Origin of the sequence: Bradyrhizobium sp. WYCCWR 12699 (genome assembly GCF_032144035.1) — a bacterium.
Taxonomy (GTDB): domain Bacteria; phylum Pseudomonadota; class Alphaproteobacteria; order Rhizobiales; family Xanthobacteraceae; genus Bradyrhizobium.
The window spans coordinates 340245-359739 of sequence record NZ_JAVTJN010000032.1 but is presented as its reverse complement, the minus strand read 5'-3'; the positions used below and the strand labels follow the sequence as shown (position 1 = coordinate 359739).

The 19495-nt window shown below is 64.4% G+C and carries 13 protein-coding genes; 6 read left to right on the top strand and 7 right to left on the bottom strand.

What is annotated here, in order from left to right:
• The first annotated feature begins 5 nt into the window (after positions 1–5).
• Both RPS27_RS16515 and RPS27_RS16510 read left to right on the top strand, forming a co-directional pair.
• A complete protein-coding gene (locus tag RPS27_RS16515) occupies positions 6–737 on the top strand; it encodes an amino acid ABC transporter ATP-binding protein (RefSeq protein WP_135166113.1) in 732 nt (243 codons plus the stop codon).
• Positions 738–942: 205 nt separating this feature from the next.
• Positions 943–1803: a D-amino-acid transaminase gene (locus RPS27_RS16510; RefSeq protein WP_211418576.1), complete on the top strand. Its 861-nt coding sequence runs from the start codon at positions 943–945 to the stop codon at positions 1801–1803.
• 125 nt (positions 1804–1928) lie between these two features.
• On the opposite strand, the gene RPS27_RS16505 is transcribed toward RPS27_RS16510, so the two are convergent.
• Genes RPS27_RS16505 through RPS27_RS16495 form a run of 3 tightly spaced genes read right to left on the bottom strand, consistent with a single transcriptional unit; the run spans position 1929 to position 5186 of the window.
• Positions 1929–2390, bottom strand: a complete 462-nt coding sequence (locus RPS27_RS16505; protein WP_211418575.1) for a carboxymuconolactone decarboxylase family protein — start codon at positions 2388–2390, stop codon at positions 1929–1931.
• A gap of 29 nt (positions 2391–2419) precedes the next feature.
• Positions 2420–4030, bottom strand: coding sequence for an MDR family MFS transporter (locus RPS27_RS16500; protein WP_212067923.1), 1611 nt, complete (start codon positions 4028–4030; stop codon positions 2420–2422).
• Between the two features lie 4 nt (positions 4031–4034).
• Positions 4035–5186 (bottom strand): HlyD family secretion protein, encoded by a 1152-nt coding sequence (locus RPS27_RS16495; RefSeq protein ID WP_212067924.1) that lies wholly within the window; start codon positions 5184–5186, stop codon positions 4035–4037.
• Between the two features lie 132 nt (positions 5187–5318).
• Here RPS27_RS16495 and RPS27_RS16490 point away from each other — a divergent pair, with 132 nt between their 5' ends.
• Both RPS27_RS16490 and RPS27_RS16485 read left to right on the top strand, forming a co-directional pair.
• Complete coding sequence (locus tag RPS27_RS16490; RefSeq protein ID WP_212067925.1) at positions 5319–6230, top strand: LysR family transcriptional regulator; 912 nt, start codon at positions 5319–5321, stop codon at positions 6228–6230.
• Between the two features lie 319 nt (positions 6231–6549).
• Complete coding sequence (locus tag RPS27_RS16485; protein WP_313754140.1) at positions 6550–7611, top strand: DUF3616 domain-containing protein; 1062 nt, start codon at positions 6550–6552, stop codon at positions 7609–7611.
• A gap of 46 nt (positions 7612–7657) precedes the next feature.
• Here RPS27_RS16485 and RPS27_RS16480 read toward each other — a convergent pair whose 3' ends face one another.
• Entirely contained in the window at positions 7658–11107 is a 3450-nt protein-coding gene (locus RPS27_RS16480; RefSeq protein ID WP_212067927.1) for an indolepyruvate ferredoxin oxidoreductase family protein, read from the bottom strand.
• A 154-nt stretch (positions 11108–11261) separates the two neighbouring features.
• Here RPS27_RS16480 and RPS27_RS16475 point away from each other — a divergent pair, with 154 nt between their 5' ends.
• The gene (locus RPS27_RS16475; protein ID WP_212067928.1) at positions 11262–11717 is read left to right on the top strand and encodes an Lrp/AsnC family transcriptional regulator; all 456 of its coding nucleotides are present in this window, start codon (positions 11262–11264) and stop codon (positions 11715–11717) included.
• Between the two features lie 112 nt (positions 11718–11829).
• Here RPS27_RS16475 and RPS27_RS16470 read toward each other — a convergent pair whose 3' ends face one another.
• From RPS27_RS16470 to RPS27_RS16460, 3 genes are read right to left on the bottom strand one after another with little or no spacing between them, the layout of a single operon-like run.
• Positions 11830–12615 carry a fumarylacetoacetate hydrolase family protein gene (locus RPS27_RS16470; protein WP_313754139.1) on the bottom strand — a complete coding sequence of 262 codons (786 nt, stop codon included), beginning with the start codon at positions 12613–12615 and terminating at the stop codon, positions 11830–11832.
• A 15-nt stretch (positions 12616–12630) separates the two neighbouring features.
• Positions 12631–13998 carry an LLM class flavin-dependent oxidoreductase gene (locus RPS27_RS16465; RefSeq protein ID WP_212067930.1) on the bottom strand — a complete coding sequence of 456 codons (1368 nt, stop codon included), beginning with the start codon at positions 13996–13998 and terminating at the stop codon, positions 12631–12633.
• A gap of 19 nt (positions 13999–14017) precedes the next feature.
• Positions 14018–15070, bottom strand: coding sequence for an Ldh family oxidoreductase (locus tag RPS27_RS16460; RefSeq protein WP_211418567.1), 1053 nt, complete (start codon positions 15068–15070; stop codon positions 14018–14020).
• A gap of 293 nt (positions 15071–15363) precedes the next feature.
• Here RPS27_RS16460 and RPS27_RS16455 point away from each other — a divergent pair, with 293 nt between their 5' ends.
• Positions 15364–19479: a GAF domain-containing protein gene (locus RPS27_RS16455; RefSeq protein WP_313754138.1), complete on the top strand. Its 4116-nt coding sequence runs from the start codon at positions 15364–15366 to the stop codon at positions 19477–19479.
• Positions 19480–19495 lie beyond the last annotated feature (16 nt).

The following is a 19495-nucleotide window of genomic DNA, read 5'->3' as shown; positions in this document are numbered from 1 at the left end:
CGCTCATGATCGAAATCAGCCACGTCAACAAATGGTACACGCCGAGCTTCCAGGTGCTGACCGACTGCACGACCAGCGTCACCAAGGGCGAGGTCGTCGTGGTCTGCGGCCCCTCGGGCTCGGGCAAGTCGACCTTGATCAAATGCGTCAATGCGCTGGAGCCGTTCCAGAGCGGCGACATCAGCGTCGACGGCACCAAGGTCAACGATCCCAAGACCAATCTGCCGAAGCTGCGCTCGCGCGTCGGCATGGTGTTCCAGCATTTCGAGCTGTTCCCGCACCTCAAGATCATCGACAATCTCTGCCTCGCGCAGGAGAAGGTGTTGAACCGGTCGCGCGACAAGGCGATGGCGAAAGGCATGCAGCTGCTGGAGCGCGTTGGCCTCAAGGAGCAGGCGCAAAAGTTTCCCGCGAACCTGTCAGGCGGCCAGCAGCAGCGTGTTGCGATCGCCCGTGCGCTCGCCATGGATCCGATCGTCATGCTGTTCGACGAACCGACCTCCGCGCTCGACCCGGAAATGGTCAGCGAGGTGCTTGACGTCATGGTGGACCTCGCTCATGAGGGCATGACCATGATGGTCGTCACCCACGAGATGGGCTTTGCCCGCAAGGTGGCCAATCGCGTGATCTTCATGGACCGCGGCGAGATCGTCGAGGACGCGGCAAAGGAAGACTTTTTCGGCAAGCCGCGCAGCGACCGCGCGCAGAAGTTCTTGTCGAAGATCCTGTCGCACTGACCGGTCCTCGTCCTGGGGCGCGCGAAGCGCGAACCCGGGATCCATCAGGCCGCGTACGCGGAGCGAGATGGATTCTCAGTTGCGCAATTGCGCACCATAGCTCGTTGCTTCGCAACGCCCCGGAAAGACGAATAGAGGGTGATCCGTCCTTCTAACTGGCGTATAAGCGCGCCAATTTCCCATTTCAGTCCCCAGGAGACCTGCCTTGGACCCGCTCGCCTACGTCAACGGCTCATTCGTCCCGCTCTCGGATGCCAAGATCTCGGTCCTCGATCGCGGCTTCCTGTTCGCCGACGGCATCTATGAGGTCTCGGCCGTGCTCGACGGCAAGCTGGTCGACAACGCCTCGCATCTGGCCCGCCTGGAGCGCTCGGTCGGCGAGATCAAGCTTAAGCTGCCGGAGACGGTCGAGCGCATCACCGAGCTGCAGAAGGAGCTGATCGCGCGCAACAAACTCGTGAACGGTCTCGTCTATCTCCAGGTGACGCGCGGCGCCGACAAGGGCCGCGACTTTCCGTTTCCGAAGGCCGACGTCAAGTCGAGCCTCGTGATGTTCACCTCGGAGAAGGACATCATCAACGCCGCCGCGGCGAAGACGGGTATCAACGTCATCACGGTGCCGGACATCCGCTGGGAGCGCCGCGACATCAAGAGCGTGGCGCTGCTCGCGCAAGTGCTGGCCAAGCAGGCCGCCGCCGAGGCCGGCGCCGGCGAGGCCTGGATGCTGGAGGATGGATACGTCACCGAGGGCGGTTCGTCCTCGGCGTTCATCCTCACCAAGGACGATGTCATCGTGACCCGCAAGAACTCCAACGCGATCCTGCCGGGCTGCACCCGCAAGGCCGTGGTGGCGCTCGCCGAAGAGCGCCAGCTCCGCGTCGAGGAACGTTCCTTCACCGTCGCCGAGGCGCTCGCCGCCAAGGAAGCCTTTGCCACCTCGGCGTCACTGTTCGTCCAGCCGGTGGTCGCCATCGACGGCAAGAAGATCGGCGACGGCAAGCCGGGCCCGATGGCCACCCGGTTGCGCGAGATCTACGTGGAGTTCGCCAAGGCGACGGCGGTTTAGGCCGCATAAGCGCCTATCGTAGGGTGAGCAAACCGAAGCGTACACACGCATTCTTGCGACCATGAAAAGATGGTGGGCATGGCGCAAGTGCGCCTTTGCCCACCTTACGGCACCTTCGCTGGGGCCTACGCCACCGACGCCTTCACCTTCACCGGATGAACCGCGCGGAACGCGATCGCGATCCTGTTCCAGGCGTTGATGGCGCCGATCAGCATGGTCAGGTTCACCGTCTCCTCCTCGGAGAACTGCGCGCGGACCTGCTCGTAGACATCATCGGGCGCGTGGGTCTGCGAGATCAGCGTCACCGCGTCAGTCCAGGCCAACGCCGCGCGCTCGCGGTCGGAATAGAGCGGGGATTCGCGCCATGCATCGAGCAGGTAGATGCGCTGCTCGGTCTCGCCGCGCTTGCGGGCGTCCTCGGTGTGCATGTTGATGCAGAAGGCGCAGCCGTTGATCTGCGACGCCCGGATCTTGACGAGCTCGATCAGCGATTTCTCGAGTCCGGTGGACTGGATCTGCTCCTCCAGTGCCATCAGCGCCTTCATCGTGTCAGGGGCGGCCTGATAGAAATTCATGCGGGGCTTCATGGTCGTTCTCCTTGCTGGTTGGGTTGACGTCAGTGGGCGCCGCCGGCCGAGGTCTGGCCGGGCTTCTTCAGGAAAAGGACGGCAACCAAAGCCACGATCAGCGCCATGCCGAGCAGATAGAAAGTGTCGCTGAAGGCGAGGATGTACGCCTGCTTCTGCACGGTATGTCCGATCGCGACATAGGCGCGATGCGCGGCGTCCGCACGGTCGAGGATGCCGTGATTGACGAAGTATTGCGTCAATTGTTCCAGCCGCGTCCGCGTCGCCTGCTCGAACACCGACACCGATTGCGTCAACACGTTGGAGTGATATTGCTCGCGCTTGGTCAGCACCGTTTGCAGCAGCGCGATGCCGACGGCGCCGCCGAGATTACGCATCATGTTGAACAGTCCGGAGGCCGAGCCTGCGTTCTCCGGCTCGATGCCCGCGGTTGCGACCGCCGACAGCGGTGCCATCACCAGCGCCTGGCCGATCGCGCGGACGACATTGGGCCACAGCAGCTGGTCGGCGGCATAGTCGCTGGTCATAGTGATGTTCATGAAGTTGGAGCCTGCGAACAGCACGAAGCCGATTCCGATCACGAGCCGCGCATCGAATTTCTGCATCAGGCGCGGCACCAGCGGGATCAGCACCAGTTGCGGCAGTCCGGTCCATGCCAGCACCATGCCGATCTGCTCGGCGTTGTAGCCCTGGATGCGCGCCAGATATTGCGGCAGGATGAACACCGAGCCGTACAGCGCAATGCCCAGCAGGAAGTTCGCGAGCATGCCGAAGCCGAAATTGCGGCGGACCAGCAGGCGCAGGTTGAGCAGCGGCTTCTTCACCGTCAGCTCGATGACCAGGAAGGCGGTCAGTGCGACGGCCGCGATCACTGAGAGCTTGACGATGAATGGTGAGCCGAACCAGTCGTCCTTGTTGCCTTCCTCCAGCACGGTCTGCAGCGCCGATAGCCCGATCGCCATGGTGATGATGCCGGCCCAGTCGCCCTCCGCGAGGAGCGACAGCTTCATCGGTTTGGCCTCGAGCGCGTACCAGAGCATGCCGACCATGACCGCACCGGGGACGAGGTTGACGTAGAAGATGTACTCCCAGCCGAAATTCTCGGTGAGATAGCCGCCGATCGTCGGGCCGATCGCGGGGGCGAATGTCGCGGACAGCGCGAACAGCGCCAGGCCCACCGGCTGTTTTGCGCGCGGCAGCAGCGTGATGATCAGCGTGAATGCCATCGGGATCAGAACGCCGCCGGTGAATCCCTGGACGGCACGCAGCACGATCATCTGCGACAGATCCTGTGCCAGCGCGCAGGCCGCCGACAGCAGGAGGAACAGGATCGCGTTGGTGAGAAGATAGATTCGGATCGAGAACACCTGCGCGAGCCAGCCGGACAGCGGGATCACCACGATCTCGGCGATCAGATAGGAGGTCGAGATCCAGCCGCCGTCGTCGATGCCGGCGCCGATCGCGCCCTGGATGTCCGCGAGCGAGGCGTTGACGATCTGGATGTTCAGCACCGCCATGAAGGCGCCGAGCGTGGCGCCGATCACCGCGATCCAGGTTCTTGCGGACACCGCCGGCGCGGCGGGCGCAGCGGGGGCGGAGAGGCCGGCAGCAGCGTCGACGGTCGGTTGCAGCGTGCTCATGGCTTCAGCCCCCGTGCGCGCGGGAGGTGTTGTCGGCGAGGCGTTTGGCCGTCTCGCGCGCGGCCAGCACGGCCTGCTTGGTGTCCACGGTCGGCACCGCCGACATGCCGGGGCGCAGCAGGCCGGCGAGACTGTGGTCGTCGAGCACGATCTTCACGGGGACGCGCTGCACGATCTTGGTGAAATTGCCGGTGGCGTTGTCAGGCGGCAGCAGTGCGAATTCGAGCCCGCTCGCCGGCGACAGGCTGTCGACATGACCCCGCAGGGTCTTGTCGCGGAAGCTGTCGATGTGCAGTTCGACCGGCTGTCCCGGCCGCACATGCGTGAGCTGGGTCTCCTTGAAGTTCGCGATGACATAGACCGCGTCGAGCGGCACCACCGCCATCAATTGCGTGCCGGCCTGGACGTATTGGCCGACCCGCAAGCTCCGGGCGCCGACCGTGCCGTCAACCGGCGCGGTGATCTCGGTGTAGGACAGGTTCAACGCCGCCTGCTGCGCGACCGCGCGGGCCCGCGCGAGCTGAGCGGTGGCCTGCGCGCGCTGGGTGGTGAGCACGTCGATCTTGCGCTGTGCGGCCAGAAGGCCGAATTTCGCGTGTTGCGCTTGCGCGCTGCTGGCGCGCAGCGCCGCGTCGGTCTGCTGCGCACGCTGGATCGTGCCGGATCCGGACTTCATCAGGTCGTCGTAGCGGGCGCGCTCCTCCTGCGCGAATTTCAGATTGGCGTCGGCCGCAGCGACATCCGCCGTGCTCTGCTCGATGACCGGTTGCTGCAGTTCGAGCTGGGCATCGATGTTGCGCACCGAGGCTTCGGCGGCGGCGACGTCGGCCTTCGCCTGGTCGAGCGCGGTCCCGAAGTCGCGGTCGTCGATCCTGGCCAGCGTTTGGCCCGCCCTGACCCTCTCATTGTCGGCGACGAGCACCTTGGCGATGTAGCCTGAGACCTTCGGCGCAATGATCGTGGAGTCCGCCTTCACATAGGCGTCGTCGGTGGATTCCAGGTAGCGGCCGGTTTTCAGGTAGTCGTAGCCATAGTCGCCGGCGACCGCGACGCCGATCGCCAGCGCCAGGCCGATCGCCGCCCGCCTGAGTGCCTGACGGGACGGGCGCAGGCTGATTTTTTCATTGGTTTCAGGGGCATAAGAAGCGTTCGACATGGCATCCTCGGATTTCCCGGACGCCCGTCTGAACGGTGCGCCGCTGGTATCCGCAAGATGTGCTGTCCCGTTCGTTGTGATAATCTCTGAATTTATGGAAGCATTATCCAGCAGGAACGGATAATCGGAGCCATGGATCGCTTCACCGGCCTTACTGCGTTCGTCCAAGTGGTTGAAAACGGCGGCTTTTCCGCCGCCGCCCGCCGGCTCAACATGTCGACGACCATGGTGAGCAACCACGTGCAGGCGCTGGAGGACCGGCTCGGCGTGCGCCTGCTCAACCGCACCACGCGGAAGGTGAGCCTCACCGAGATCGGCAAAGCCTATTACGACCGCTCGACCCAGATCTTGGCCGATCTCGAGCAAGCCGACGATATCGCGAGCGAATTGCAGTCGGTGCCCCGCGGCACGTTGCGCGTCCACGTCGCCACGCACATGGTGCCGTTCGTCGCGCCTGTCGTGGCGAAGCTCCTGTCGGCCTATCCGGAGCTCAAGATCGACCTGCGCATGGGCGAAGCCGAGATCGACCTCATCGAGGAAGGCTATGACGTCGCCTTGCGCATGACCTCGCCGCCTGATTCCAGCTTGATCGTCCGCAGCCTCGCGACCTGGCGCCACGTGCTGTGCTGCTCGCACGATTATCTCGAACGGCACGGTCGCGTGCAGAAGCTCGATGAGCTCGGCGCGCACAATTGCGGCCGTCATCTGAACTACCCGTTTGGCGACGACTGGCGCTTCCTTGATCGCAAGGGCGTGCCGGCATCGGTGCGCGTTTCCGGCAGTTTCATCACCAACAGCGGCGAAGCGTTGCGGAAGGTGGCGCTAGACGGCGCTGCGGTCTGCCTGATGGCCGGGTTTCTCGTTCGGGACGATCTCGAAGCCGGTCACCTCGTTCGGCTCTTGCCCGAATATCGGCCGGTCGAGATGTCGATGAATGCGGTCTATCCGCATCGCCATCATTTGTCGGCGAAGGTCAAGACCTTCATCGACATGCTCGTGCAGCACAGTGCCGAGCAACAGAAGCTGATCAATCCGTATTCCTGAGGCCGCTCACCGGCGACGCCTTGTTTGTCGCTGGGAAGTGAGTTGACATCGCCAAGGCATCTGGAAAAATACAACTTAAGATATGAGTGATCTATTTTGGACCGAGTTGGCTCGGCCCGATCCTGTTTCTTCGATGTGATGTTTTGCACATGCCGGCTTTCCGGCTCTGCTTCTCAAGCTCTGCTTTGTTCGGCGCATCGACAGGCGGCAAGCCGATCGGCGTTCGATTGCGTGAGCTTCGCAGGGGTTGGCGGCATCATATTGCGGTGAAGCCGGACTTGGTCACATCTGAACCGGCAAACGCTGATCGGAGGCTTCAATGACCCTCGCCAGAACGGGATGGATTGCGACTTTGCTGCTCGGGCTCGTGGCGGCGGGCGGCATGCAGCCTGCTCTTGCTGCGGCCGACGATGCGTGGCCGGTCACGAAGAGACTGCTCGGCGAGGACGGCGGCAAGTCCAAGGATGTCAGCGGCATCGCCTGCACGACCACGGAAGGGTTTCCCCGGTCATGCCTCGTCATCGACGACAATCTCCAGGACGCCCAGTTCATCGAATTGACCGACGGCGAGCTTGTTGCCGGCAGCCCGGTCAAATTGATCGACAACACGTTTGATGGCAAAGCACTCGAACTCGACGGCGAGGGCGTCGCCTTTTCCAAAGGGGAATATGAGTACTTTTACATCATCGGCTCGCATGGGCATCCGCGGGACAAGAAGCACAAGCTCGATCCCAAGGCAGATGCCGCCAAGATTCAGGCGAAGATCGCCGCAAACAGCCAGATCGTCCGGTTCCGCACGACGGGAGCAGACGGCAATGTGTCGAGCCTCGAGCGTACGCCGCGGCTACGAGACGTGATCGCAAGCGATCCGGCTCTCCGCCCGTTCATGGACATGCGGCTGGAGACGAACGGGCTGACGATCGAAGGCCTGGCGATCAAGGACGACCGGACGCTGCTGGCCGGGTTTCGGGGCCCCCTGCTGAACGGGAAATGCGCCGTCGTTCTGTCGGTCGAGCTGACTTCTTTGTTTGGCAATGGAAACAGCACGGACCATCGCCTGTACCGGCTGCCGCTCGGCGACGGTCGTGGCGTGCGCGATCTCGCATCATTCGGGGACCGCATTCTTGTCTTGGCGGGTCCCGTTGCCGACGGACCCGGCGCCTATTCGGTCTACGCGTGGGACGGTACGTCAGAGTCCGTCGAGCTGCTCAAGGACTTGCCGTTCGATCCGGAGCGAAAGCCGGAGGGGCTTCTGCCGCTGGACAAGACGTCATCCGGATTGCGTGTCCTGATCATGTTCGACGGCGACAAGGAAGGCGCGCCCACCCCGATCGAAATATCGGGATCGGGCCCGCGATCTTCATCCTGTCCTGCCAGCTGAAGCCGCGCCCCTTGGTATTAGAGGTAGAGATCTCACCGGCGCCGCGTCAAGCAGTAGCAAGCATCCTCGCCGGTGATGGCGTGTGGAGTTTGTCAAACAGCCGCTCGACCTCCGTCTTCGTCGTCCCGATCGCGCTGTCCTTGACCGGGCCATAACCGCGGATCTCCATCGGCGCCTTTGCAATGGCGACGAGATTCGGAAGACATGCCGCATCGAGCTCGGCGAGCATCCGTTTGATCAGATTTTCATACCACGCGATCAGCTCGCGCTCGGTACGCCGCTCCGCAGTATAGCCGAACGGATCGAACGGCGTTCCGCGCAGCCCCTTCAAGCGCGCGAGCATGGCCAGCGGCATCTGGATCCACTGGCCGAACGCACGTTTGCGCGGACGTCCACGTGCGTCGCGCTTCGAGGGGAGGAATGGTGGGGCGAGGTGATATTGCACGCTGAAGCCGTCCTCAAATTCACGCTTGAGCTCGTCGAGGAAGCCGCTTTGCATGTGCAGCCGTGCCACCTCGTATTCGTCCTTGTAGGCCATCAGCTTGAACAGCGCGCGGGCGACGGCCTCGGTCAGGGCTTCGCTGTTCAGGGCAGCCTCGGCGCTGCGAACGCCGGCGATGGTCGTTCGGTAGCGTTCCGCATAGGCGCTGTCCTGATAGGCGGTGAGAAAGTCGGCGCGGCGCTCGATGATCTGGTCGAGCGTCTCAACCTCAGGCTGTTCGCTCGCCTTCGGCAGGAAGTCGGGATCGGAAGCGGCAATGCGGCCCCAGGCAAAGGCTTGCTTGTTGCGCTCGACCGCGACGCCGTTGAGCTCGATCGCGCGCAGCAGCGCCTGCAATGAAATCGGGACCAGGCCGCGCTGCCAGGCAAAGCCGAGCATGATGATATTGGCATAGACGGCATCGCCGAGCAGCCGTTCGGCCAGCGCGTTGGCATTGATCGTGCCGAGATCGTGCTCGCCGATGACCCGGCCAATCGCGCGCAGGCGGGCGCCGGAGGCGAGATCTGCGTCGCGGAAGCGGACCACGTCGCCGGTCGGCATCTCCGCGGTGTTGACCGCGGCGCGCGTTCCTCGGCGATAGGTGCCCGATGCCTTTGGCGAAGAGCTGACGACGAGATCGCAGCCGATCAGCGCATCGGCCGCGCCCTGGTCGATGCGCACCTGGTGCAGGGCCTCGGGATTTGGTGCGAGGCGAATATAGCTGAGCACAGGCCCGAACTTCTGCGCAAAGCCGGTGAAGTCCAGCACCGAGACGCCACGGCGTTCGAGATGTGCGGCCATGCCGATCAGTGCGCCGACCGTGATCACGCCGGTACCGCCGACCCCGGTCACGAGCAGGTCGTAGGGGCGGTCGAGGGTTGCGGTCGCGGGCAGGGGAAGCGTGGCGGCATGGCCGACCGCGTCGATCTGGCTCGCGGCCTTCTTCCGGCGCGTCGCGCCTTCGACAGTCACAAAACTCGGGCAGAAGCCGTTGAGGCAGGAAAAATCTTTGTTGCAGGACGACAGGTTGATCTGCCGCTTTCGGCCGAACGGCGTCTCCTTCGGCTCGACGCTGAGGCAGTTGGATTCGACCGAACAGTCGCCGCAGCCTTCGCAGACGAGATCGTTGATGGTGGCGAAGCGCTTGGGGTCGGCCATCTCGCCGCGCTTGCGCCGGCGCCGCTTCTCGGTGGCGCAGGTCTGTTGATAGATCAGCACCGACACGCCGGGCACTTCACGCAGCTCGCGCTGTACGGCGTCCATCTCCTCGCGCGGATGGATGGTGACGCCGGCTGGCAGGTCAGCGGGCGAAAACTGTGCGGGATCGTCCGACACCAGCGCGATGCGCGTCACGCCTTCGGCGCGAACGCTGTGCGCGATCGCGTGCACGCTGACGGGGCCGTCGACCGGCTGGCCGCCCGTCATCGCGACGGCATCGTTGAACAGGATCTTGTAGGTGATGTTGGCCTTGGCCGCGATTGCCTGCCGGATCGCCATCGAGCCGGAATGGTAGTAGGTGCCTTCGCCGAGGTTCTGGAAGATGTGCTTGCGGCCGGTGAACCGCGACGACGCCGCCCAGTTGACGCCTTCACCGCCCATCTGGATCAGCGACGAGGTCTCCCGGTCCATCCAGCTCGCCATGAAATGGCAGCCGATGCCGGCCAGCGCTTTCGATCCCTCGGGCACCTTCGTCGATGTGTTGTGCGGGCAACCCGAGCAAAAATAGGGCGTGCGCGTCGCGCCGGGGACGTTGATGCTGCGCGCCGCCTCCGGCATCAGGGCGGCTGCGCGTGCGGCAAGATTGAGGCCGGGAAACATCGGATCGAGCCGCCGCGCCAGGACGCCCGCCAGTGCGCGCGGCGACAATTCCCCGATCCAGGAGATCAGCCTGGCCCCGGTTTCGTCGTGCTTGCCGACCATGCGCTCGGGCTTGCTGCCGGGATAATCGTAGAAATATTCCTTGAACTGGCTCTCGATGATGCCGCGCTTCTCCTCGACCACCAAAATCTCGCGCTTGCCTTTCACGAAGGCCATGGCGTCATGCAGCGCCAGCGGCCAGACCATGCCGACCTTGTAGATGTCGATACCGATGCTGCGGCAGGCGGCTTCATCGAGGCCCATCAGGCGCAGCGCTTCCATCAGGTCGAGATGCGCCTTGCCCGTGGTGACGATGCCGTAGGTCGCATCCTTGATGTCGTAGATGTGACGGTCGATCGGATTGGCCTTGGCGAAGGCGTAGACTGCGTGCTTCTTCGCCTCCAGCCGCTCCTCGATCTGCGGACCCGGCAGATCGGGCCAGCGGTAGTGCAGTCCATCAGGCGGCGGCGTGAAGTCAGGCGTGCGGAAGGCGCGCGGCGGGCGCAGCGCGACGGAGGCGCCTGATTCCACGATTTCCGAGATCGCTTTGAAGCCGACCCACATGCCGGAGAAGCGGCTCAGCGCGTAGCCATATTCACCAAACTCCAGATACTCGCTGACGCTGGCCGGATGCAGCGTCGGCATGAACCAGCTCATGAAGGCGACGTCGGATTGGTGCGGCATCGAGGAGGAAACGCAGCCATGGTCGTCGCCGGCAACGACCAGCACGCCGCCATGCGGCGAGGAGCCGTAGGCATTGCCGTGTTTCAGTGCATCGCCGGAACGATCGACGCCGGGGCCCTTGCCGTACCAGAGTCCGAACACGCCATCGACCTCGCGGTCGCCCTGCGTCTCCACCTGCTGCGAGCCGAGCACTGCGGTCGCCGCGAGATCCTCGTTCACGGCGGGCAGGAATTCGATGCGGTCCCTCTTGAGACGCTCCTGGATCCGCCACAGCTCGAGATCGACGCCGCCGAGCGGGGAGCCGCGATAGCCGGAGATGAAGCCGGCGGTGTTGAGCCCCGCGGCACGGTCGCGCCTGATCTGGTCGAGCGCGATGCGGACGATGCCCTGCGTGCCCGTGAGGAAGACGCGGCCCTCTTCGCGGTCGTAGCGGTCGGAAAGCTCATAGGTGTCGAGTGACGGAATGGCGTCCATGGCAGACCTCGCGCGGCACCCTGCCGGAATGGTGGAAGGGTATGCCCGGAGCGCTGGTAGTTCTTACCTATTTTCTCGAACGGGAGCCGATTTCTGGTAGAATTTCTCGTAACGTGGTGAAATCTGGTAGATTTAACTGAATTGGGAGAGCTCCATGATTGAAGACCAGGACACCCGGATTCTCGCTCATCTTCAGAAGGATGGTCGTGCCACCAACCAGCAATTGGCGGATGAGGTCGGCATGTCGACCTCGGCCTGCTGGCGCCGGGTCCGCGCGCTGGAGGAGGCCGGCGTCATCCAGGGCTATGCGGCGCTGGTCGCGCGCGAGCAGGCCGGCTTTGCGATGTCGGCCATCCTCCACGTCTCGCTGGAGCGGCATGACGCGAAGTTCGTCGACGAATTCGTCGCGCGGGTGACGAAGCGGCGCGAGGTGCTGGAGTGCTTCGCGACCACGGGCGACGCCGACTATCATCTGCGCGTCGTCGTGCAGGACATGGCGGCCTATAACCGCTTCCTCGACGAATTCATGTTTCGCATCCCCGGCATCCGCTATGTCCGCAGCAATGTGGTGCTGAAGGAGATCAAGTCGAGCGTGGCGCTGCCGTTTTGAAGGAGGTCTCGCAAGGTGGGCAAAGGCGCCCTTGCGCCGCGACCACGATCTCTTGACGCGTCGAAGAAAGGCGTGGGCAAGCTTCGCATTGCCTACCCTACGGCACCGTTGCTTACCGCTCCTCCCGCACAAATCGATTCCGCAACGTCCCGACGCCCGTGATGTCGATCTCCACGACATCGCCGTGCTTGATGTCCGGCGAGGCGCCGTCGGTGCCCATCCAGATCAAATCGCCCGGCCACAAGGTAAAATACTTGGTCAGCTCGACCATGAACGGCACCACGCCGAAGATCATGTCGCCGGTCACGAAGCGGTTGGTCTCCTTGCCGTTGACCCGAACCACCGTTTCCATCTTCGCGAGATCCGCCTCGGTCTCGATCCACGGGCCCATCGGCTTGAACGTGTCGGCGTTCTTCGAGCGCCACAGGCTGCGGTCGGCCTTCTGCCAGCTTCGCTCGCTGACGTCGTTGCCGATGGTGTAGCCGAACACGCAATCCATCGCGTTTTCTTCGGTGAGATGCTTCACCTTCTTGCCGATGACGACGACGAGCTCGCCTTCATAGTGGATCTTCTCCGTCGCAAAGGACGGGATCACCACGTCCTCGTCATGCGCGATCAGCGCATTCTGGGCGCGATAGCCGATCTCGGGGCGGTCTGGCACAGCCGGTACGGTGCCGGCCTTGTCGGCGGCCTCCTTCAGGTGCTTCAGATAGTTCAAGCCGACGCAATAGAAGGTGCGGGGGATCAGCGGCAGCTCGATCTTCACATCCGACAGCGCATGCGTGCGCGACGAGCGCTGCCATTCACCAAAGGGCTCGCCCTCGACCGCGACGACCTTGTCGCCCTCGATGATCCCCCACGAGGTCTTGCCCGCAGCCGTGAATTTCAACCAGCGCATGCTGTGTCCTCGTCGTTATTCTGCGGCATCGCGCGGCTGCACCTTCCAGGCGCCGGCCGCCGGCCGCTTCAGTCCGAGATTCTCCCGCAGCGTCTTGCCGCGATAATCCTTCTGGAACAGGCCGCGGCGCTGCAGCTCGGGCACGATATGCTGGACGAAATCGGCGTAGGAGCCAGGGACGTAGGTTGCCGCGATGACAAAGCCGTCGCAGCCGCGCTCGACGAACATTTCCTCGAATTTGTCCGCGATCTCCTTGGGGCCGCCGACCATCGCGTCCTGGACCTGGCCGCGGCCGGAGAAGGTGACGAAGTCGCGCGCGCTCGGATTGCTTTTGCCCGAAGCCTTCAGCACGCCGTCGCGGATGCCCAGAATGCCCTGCATGCTCTTCAGCTCGTCCGTCGTCAGCGGCTCGTCGAGATCCTTGGAGGCGAAATCATAGTTGAGGGCTTCGGCGAGCAACGACAGCGCATCGATCTGCAGCGGCAGCTTGTTGATCAGCGCCATCTTGTCCTCGGCCTCCGCCTTGGTCGCGGCGCAGACCGGCGTCGTCAGATTGCAAAGGAACATCTGGTCGGGGTCGCGGCCGGCCTTGGCGGCCTCGTTGCGCACGGCGGCATAGCCGTCCTTGGCGGCCTGAAGATTGCGCGCAGCAGTGAAGATGACTTCACCCCATCGCCCCGCAAAGCGCTGGCCACGGCCGGATGCGCCGGCCTGGATGATCACGGGGTGGCCTTGGCTCGAGCGCGGCACGGTGAACGGCCCGCGCGACTTGAAGGCCGGTCCCTTGTGGTCGAGCCGCTTCACCTTGGTCGGATCGGCAAAGCGGCCGGTCTTCTTGTCCATGATGAGCGCGCCGTCCTCCCAGGTGTCCCAATGACCGAGCACGACCTCCATGAACTCGTCGGCCTTGTCGTAGCGGGAATCATGTTCGGGATGGGAGTCGCGCCCCATGTTGAGGGCTTCGCCGTCGTTGAGCGAGGTCACGACGTTCCAGCCCGCGCGCCCGCCGGACATCAGGTCGAGCGTCGCGAACCGGCGCGCGACGTCGAACGGTTCGTAATAGGTGGTCGAGCAGGTCGCGCCCAAGCCGAGCTTCTCGGTGACCATGCCCATCGTGGTCAGCACGATCAGCGGATCCATCTTCACGCAGCGGATGCCGTATTCGACGGTGTGGGCGTGGTCGTTGCCATAGCGGTCCGGCATCGCCAGGCGATCGTCGAAGAAGGCCATGTGGAACTTGCCGGCTTCGAGAATTCTGGCGATCGCCTGATAATAGTCCGCCGACATGGAATCGTCGCGCGAGTCCGGATGCCGCCAGGAGCTCGGCAAATTGGTGCAGTTCTGCGCCTGGAGGAAGCCGACCAGGACCATCTGTCGATTCATGCTGCTGTTCTCCATTCCGTCAGGCCAGATCGAGCACAGTGTCGAGCCGGTAGTCCCGCGCCAGCGCTCGCAGCTTCTCCCAGGTGGCATCCTCGATCTCGATGCCGTCGCGCAGGCGCTGCTGCTCGCGCAGGCCCTCGATCTCGCCGGGATAGTAGACGCCCGTGCTGCCCTCGGACGGCGGCGTCGATTTCAGATAATGCGCGAACTCGGCGACCTCGCGCTTGAACTCCGCCAGTTGCCGGAACGCGGCGACGTTGAACACCGCCATGAAGCATCCGTCATTGTGCCGCCCCGTCGGCTCGACGCCGAAGCCGAGACCGGTCAGCAAGCCGCACAGCACCTCGACCATGGCGGCGAGGCCGCTGCCCTTGTAGCCTTCGGTGCCGCCGAGCGGCAGCAGTGCGCCGCCCTTGCGGTATTGCGTGGGATCGGTGGTGTGCCGTCCCTCGGCGTCGATGATCCATCCGTTTGGAATGTCCTCGCCGCGCGCGACCGCAAGCTGGATCTTGCCGGCCGCGACCGCCGAGGTCGCCATGTCCAGATAGAACGGCGCATCGAGATCGGACGGCACCGCGATCGAGATCGGGTTGGTGCCGAGCCGCGCCTCCTTGCCCCCGAACGGCGCCACGTGCTTCGGCGAGCGGCCGGAATCCGCCGTCGCGATCCCGATCATGCCTGCGCGCATCGCCATCAGGGGATAGGCGGCAAGGCGGCCGACATGGCTCTGCCGGAACACGGTGCACGCCGCGACGTTCGCCGTCTTGGCCTTCTCGATCGTCAGCGCCATCGCCTTGGCGTTGACGTGGAAGCCAAAACCCCAATGACCGTCGATCACGGTCGTGGTCGGCGATTCCTGGACGATGGTCCATTCGGCGCCGGGAACGATGTGGCCGGCCTTGATGCGGTCGATATAGGTGGGAATAGCGATGACGCCGTGGGAATCGTGGCCGGCGAGATTGGCGTTGACGCAACCGCTTGCGACGGCGTCCGCCTCTTCCTCGGAGGCTCCGGCGGCGCGGAGCAGGGCGGCGCTGACGCGCGTGAGGCGATCGGCCTTGACGATCGGCATGGCGTTCCCCGACGTTCGTGCCCTTGGCGGGCGCTGGTTAAGGCCATCGTCTCAAAGCGCGGCGGCGATATCAATCTCCCGTAAACCAATACAGGGCTGCAGATTCGTAAAGAGAACGCGCCTTTGGTCGAAGACCCGTCCCGCGCGGCGGTATTTTCGGCAGTTTGGCGCATCCCGTTCGCAGCTCGTTCACTTTGATTGACGGTTTGCGGCGCGCAATAACGACCACTTAGGCGATGGCCGTTCATAAAGTCACCCGGGAGAAACTGGCAGAATGCCCGGGAGCTGAGATCGTGCCGACGACACTCGCGCGCACCTTTGCGGCGTTGAGCGCCATCAACGAAGCGATTCTCTATGCGAAATCGCCGGACGAGCTGTACCAGAAGGTCTGCGACGCCGGGTTTTCGAGCGGGGACTTTTTGGCCGTGGCCGTGTTCCTGGCCGAACCGGACGGCCGTCTGTTGCAATTCGCCGCCGGCTGCGGCGACGACATCCCGCGCCTTCGCTCGATCGTCATCACGACGGAAGCCGGTACACCCGAGGGATCTGGGGTCGGTGGCGAGGCGTTTCGCGACCAGAAGCTGTGCGTCAGCAATGATTATCTGAACGATCCGCGCTCGCTGGCGTGGCGCGAGGGCGCGGCTTCGGCCGGCATCGGCGCGGCTGCTGCGCTGCCGCTGCTCTGCAACGGCAAGAGCGTCGGCGTGCTCTACGTGACCCGCCGCGAAGCCGGCTCGCTGAACGAGCAGATGGTGTCGCTGTTCGAGCGCATGTCGGCGAACATTTCCTATGCGCTGGATAATTTCGCGCGCGCGACCGCGCAGAAGACCACCGAGCGGGCTGCGCGGCGGCTCAATCGCATGTTCGGCGCGCTTAGCGCCACCAACGAAGCCATCCTGCGCGCCAAGACCGAGCAGGAGCTGTACCAGCTCGTATGCGACGCTTCCGTCCACGGCGGCAAGTCGCTGGCGACCATCGTGCTGCTCCGCGAGCCGGATTCCCACTGGATGAAGCCGGTCGCCGCCACCGGACAGAACCTGGAGCTCGTCACCCAGGCACGCTATTCGGTCGACCCGGATAATCCTTTTGGCAGAGGCATCTCAGGCGAGGTGTTCCGGACGCAGAAGGCCATCGTCGAGGACGACCTCGCCAGCCGCACCAGGGGCTCGCCCTGGGAGCAGGCTAACGTCAATACCGGCGTCGCCGCCTGCGTGGTCGCGCCCCTGGTCAAGCGCGGCGAAAGTGTCGGCGTGCTGTTGTTCTTCATCAGCCGCTCCTGGGCCAAGGACGAGGAGATCGTCGCGCTGCTGCTGCGCATGGCCGAGAACGTCTCGTTCGCCATCGAGAATTTCGGCCGGGAGTCCGAAAAGGCCCGCATCTCGGCGGAGGAGGAACGCCTGGCGCGCATGTATGCCGCGCTCAGCGCGACCAATGAAGCGATCATCCGGGCGACATCGCGGGCCGAGCTGTTCGATCTCGTCTGCGAAGCCTCGGTGCAAGGCGGCAAGTTCGGTTCGGCTACGATCGCGCTCGCTGAGCCTGCCTCCGAGCTGCTGCGCGTCGTCGCCTCTGCGGGACCGAATTCCGATGAGGTGCGCAGCCTGAAATTTGCGACGACGGACAAGGTGCCGGAAGGACGAGGCCTGACCGGCACGTGTTTCCGCACCGGAAAGCCGTGCCTGACCAACGACCTGCTGGCCGACGACCGCCTCAAGCCGTGGTACGACAGCGCGCGCCGCACCGGCGTCAAGTCCTCCGCGGCGCTGCCGTTGCTCAACGGTGATCGTACCGAGGGCGTGTTCCTGTTCAATTCCCTGGAGATCGGCACGTTCACGCCCGAGCTGGTCGAACTGCTGGAACGTCTTGCGCGCAACGTGTCACTCGCGATCGCAAATCTCGACCGCGCCGAGGAGAAGGCCAAGGCCGACAAGCAGCGAAACCGGCTGAGCGGCATGTTCGCGGCGTTGAGCGCCACCAACGAAGCCATCATGCGTGCCGAGACCCGCGAGGAGCTGTTCGACGTCGCATGCCAGGCAGCCGTGCTGGGCGACATGTTCGCCTCGGCGACGATTGGAATCATCGACGAGGCATCCGAACTGGTCCGGGTCGTCGCCGTGAAGGGGCGGCTTCAGGAGCGGATGGTCGGGCGCACCTGCGCGATTTCCGCAGATCACCCCGAGGGCCAGGGAATCATCGGAATTTCGCTGCGGACGTGCCGGCCGAGCGTCATCAATGACTATATGCACGACCCGCGCTCGGCGCACTGGCACTCCAAGGCCGTCGAGGACGGGACCCGCGCGGCTGCGAGCTTCCCGCTGCTGCGCGACGGCCGGAAGCCGATCGGCATTCTGCTCTTCCTCGCTCCGGAGGAGGACACATTCACGCCCGATCTGGTCGAGCTGCTGGCCCGTCTTGCAGAAAACGTCTCGTTCGCACTCGACAATTTCGAGCGTGCCGAGGAGAAGGCCCGCACCGAGGCGCAGAAGGAGCGCCTGAGGCGCATGTTCGCGGCGCTGAGCGCGACCAACGAGGCGATCATGCGGGCGAAGTCGCGCGCCGAGCTGTTCGATCTCGTGTGTCTTGCGGCGTCGAACGGTGCCAAGTTCACCTCGACCACCATCGCGCTGGCAAGGGCCGACAGCGATCAGCTGGAAATCGTGGCGAGCGCCGGCCCCTCCGCCGACACCACGCGCAACGTCCGCCTCTCCATCGACCCCGAGCGGCCCGAAGGACGCGGGATGAGCGGCACGGCGTTCCGCACGCGCCAGCCCTGCATCAGCAACGACTATCTCAACGACCAGCGCGTGAGCGCCTTCCACGCCGTCGTGCGCGGCGACGGCGCGCGCTCCGGCGCGGCATTTCCGCTCATCGTGCACGACCAGGCCGTCGGCGTCATGATCTACATGTCGACCGAGCCGGCGACTTTTACGACCGAGTTCGTCGAGCTGTTGCAGCGACTCGCCGACAACGTCGCCTTTGCGGTGGAGAATTTCGATCGCGCCGACGCCAAGAACCAGGCGGATGAGCGGATCGAGTATCTCGCCTCGCATGACAGCCTGACCGACCTTCCGAATCGCGAGACTTTCAACGCGCTGCTGCGCCAGGCGATCGCCACGGCGGAGCGGCATGATCATCGCTTTGCCGTGCTGTTCATCGATCTCGACCGCTTCAAGGTCATCAACGATTCGCTGGGGCACGAGGCTGGCGATCTGCTCCTGCTCGAAGTGGCCAACCGCCTGCGCGGCGCGCTGCGGGCAAGCGACGTGGTGGCGCGGCTCGGCGGCGACGAATTCGTGGTGATCCTCGACCAGTGCGGCGAGATCGACGACGTTCAGCACATCGCGACCGAGATCCTGGCCGCGCTCGCCCAGCCCATGGAACTGGCCGGGCACGAGTGCCACACCACGGCTTCGATCGGCATCGCGATGTATCCGGCCAACGGCTCCGACGCGCAGACGCTGACCAAGAACGCCGACATGGCGATGTATCTCGCCAAGGAAGACGGCAAGAACGGCTATCGCTTCTTCTCCAAGGAAGTGAAGACGCAGTCGATCGAGCGGCTGTCGCTGGAGAGCGCGCTGCGCCGGGCGCTGGAGCGCGGGCAGTTCTCGCTGAACTACCAGCCCAAGGTGGAGATGGAGACCGGCCAGATCACAGGTGTCGAAGCGCTGCTGCGCTGGAACCATCCCGAGCTCGGCAACGTCTCGCCGGCGCAGTTCATTCCGCTTGCGGAGGAAACCGGGCTGATCGTGCCGATCGGCCGCTGGGTGCTCAACGAGGCCTGCGCGCAGGCCATGGCTTGGCAGCGCCGCGGCCTGCTGCCGTTGTCGATGGCGGTCAATTTGTCGCCGCGGCAGTTCGCCGACGAGCACCTGCTGCAGGACGTCGACGAGGCGCTGGCGGCCAGCGGCATGTCGCCGGTGCTGCTGCAGCTCGAAGTCACCGAGAGCATGATGATGCGCAATGTCGGCCGCGCGCTCAAGGTGCTCGACGCCATCCAGAGCCGCGGCATTCGCCTCGCCATCGACGATTTCGGCACCGGCTATTCGTCGATGTCGCTGATGAAGCACTTCCCGATCGACACCATCAAGATCGACCGTTCCTTCGTGCGGGACCTGCCGCAGGATTCGGAAGACCAGGCGATCGCACAGGCGATCATCAGCATGGGCAAGGCGCTCGGCATGACCGTCGTCGCCGAAGGCGTCGAGAATGCCGAGCAGGAGGCCTTCCTGCGCACCCACGGTTGCGACGAGATGCAGGGCTTCCTGATCTCGAAACCGGTACCGGCGCGCGAGATGGCCGAGCTGCTACGGCCGATGGTGCTGCCGATCGCCCCGCCGCTCCAGCCGGAGCCGGACGCCGTCGCCACGGAAGCCGTGGCGTCACGGCTGAAGCGCGCCGTCGTCTGACGGCTGCGGCTGCGTT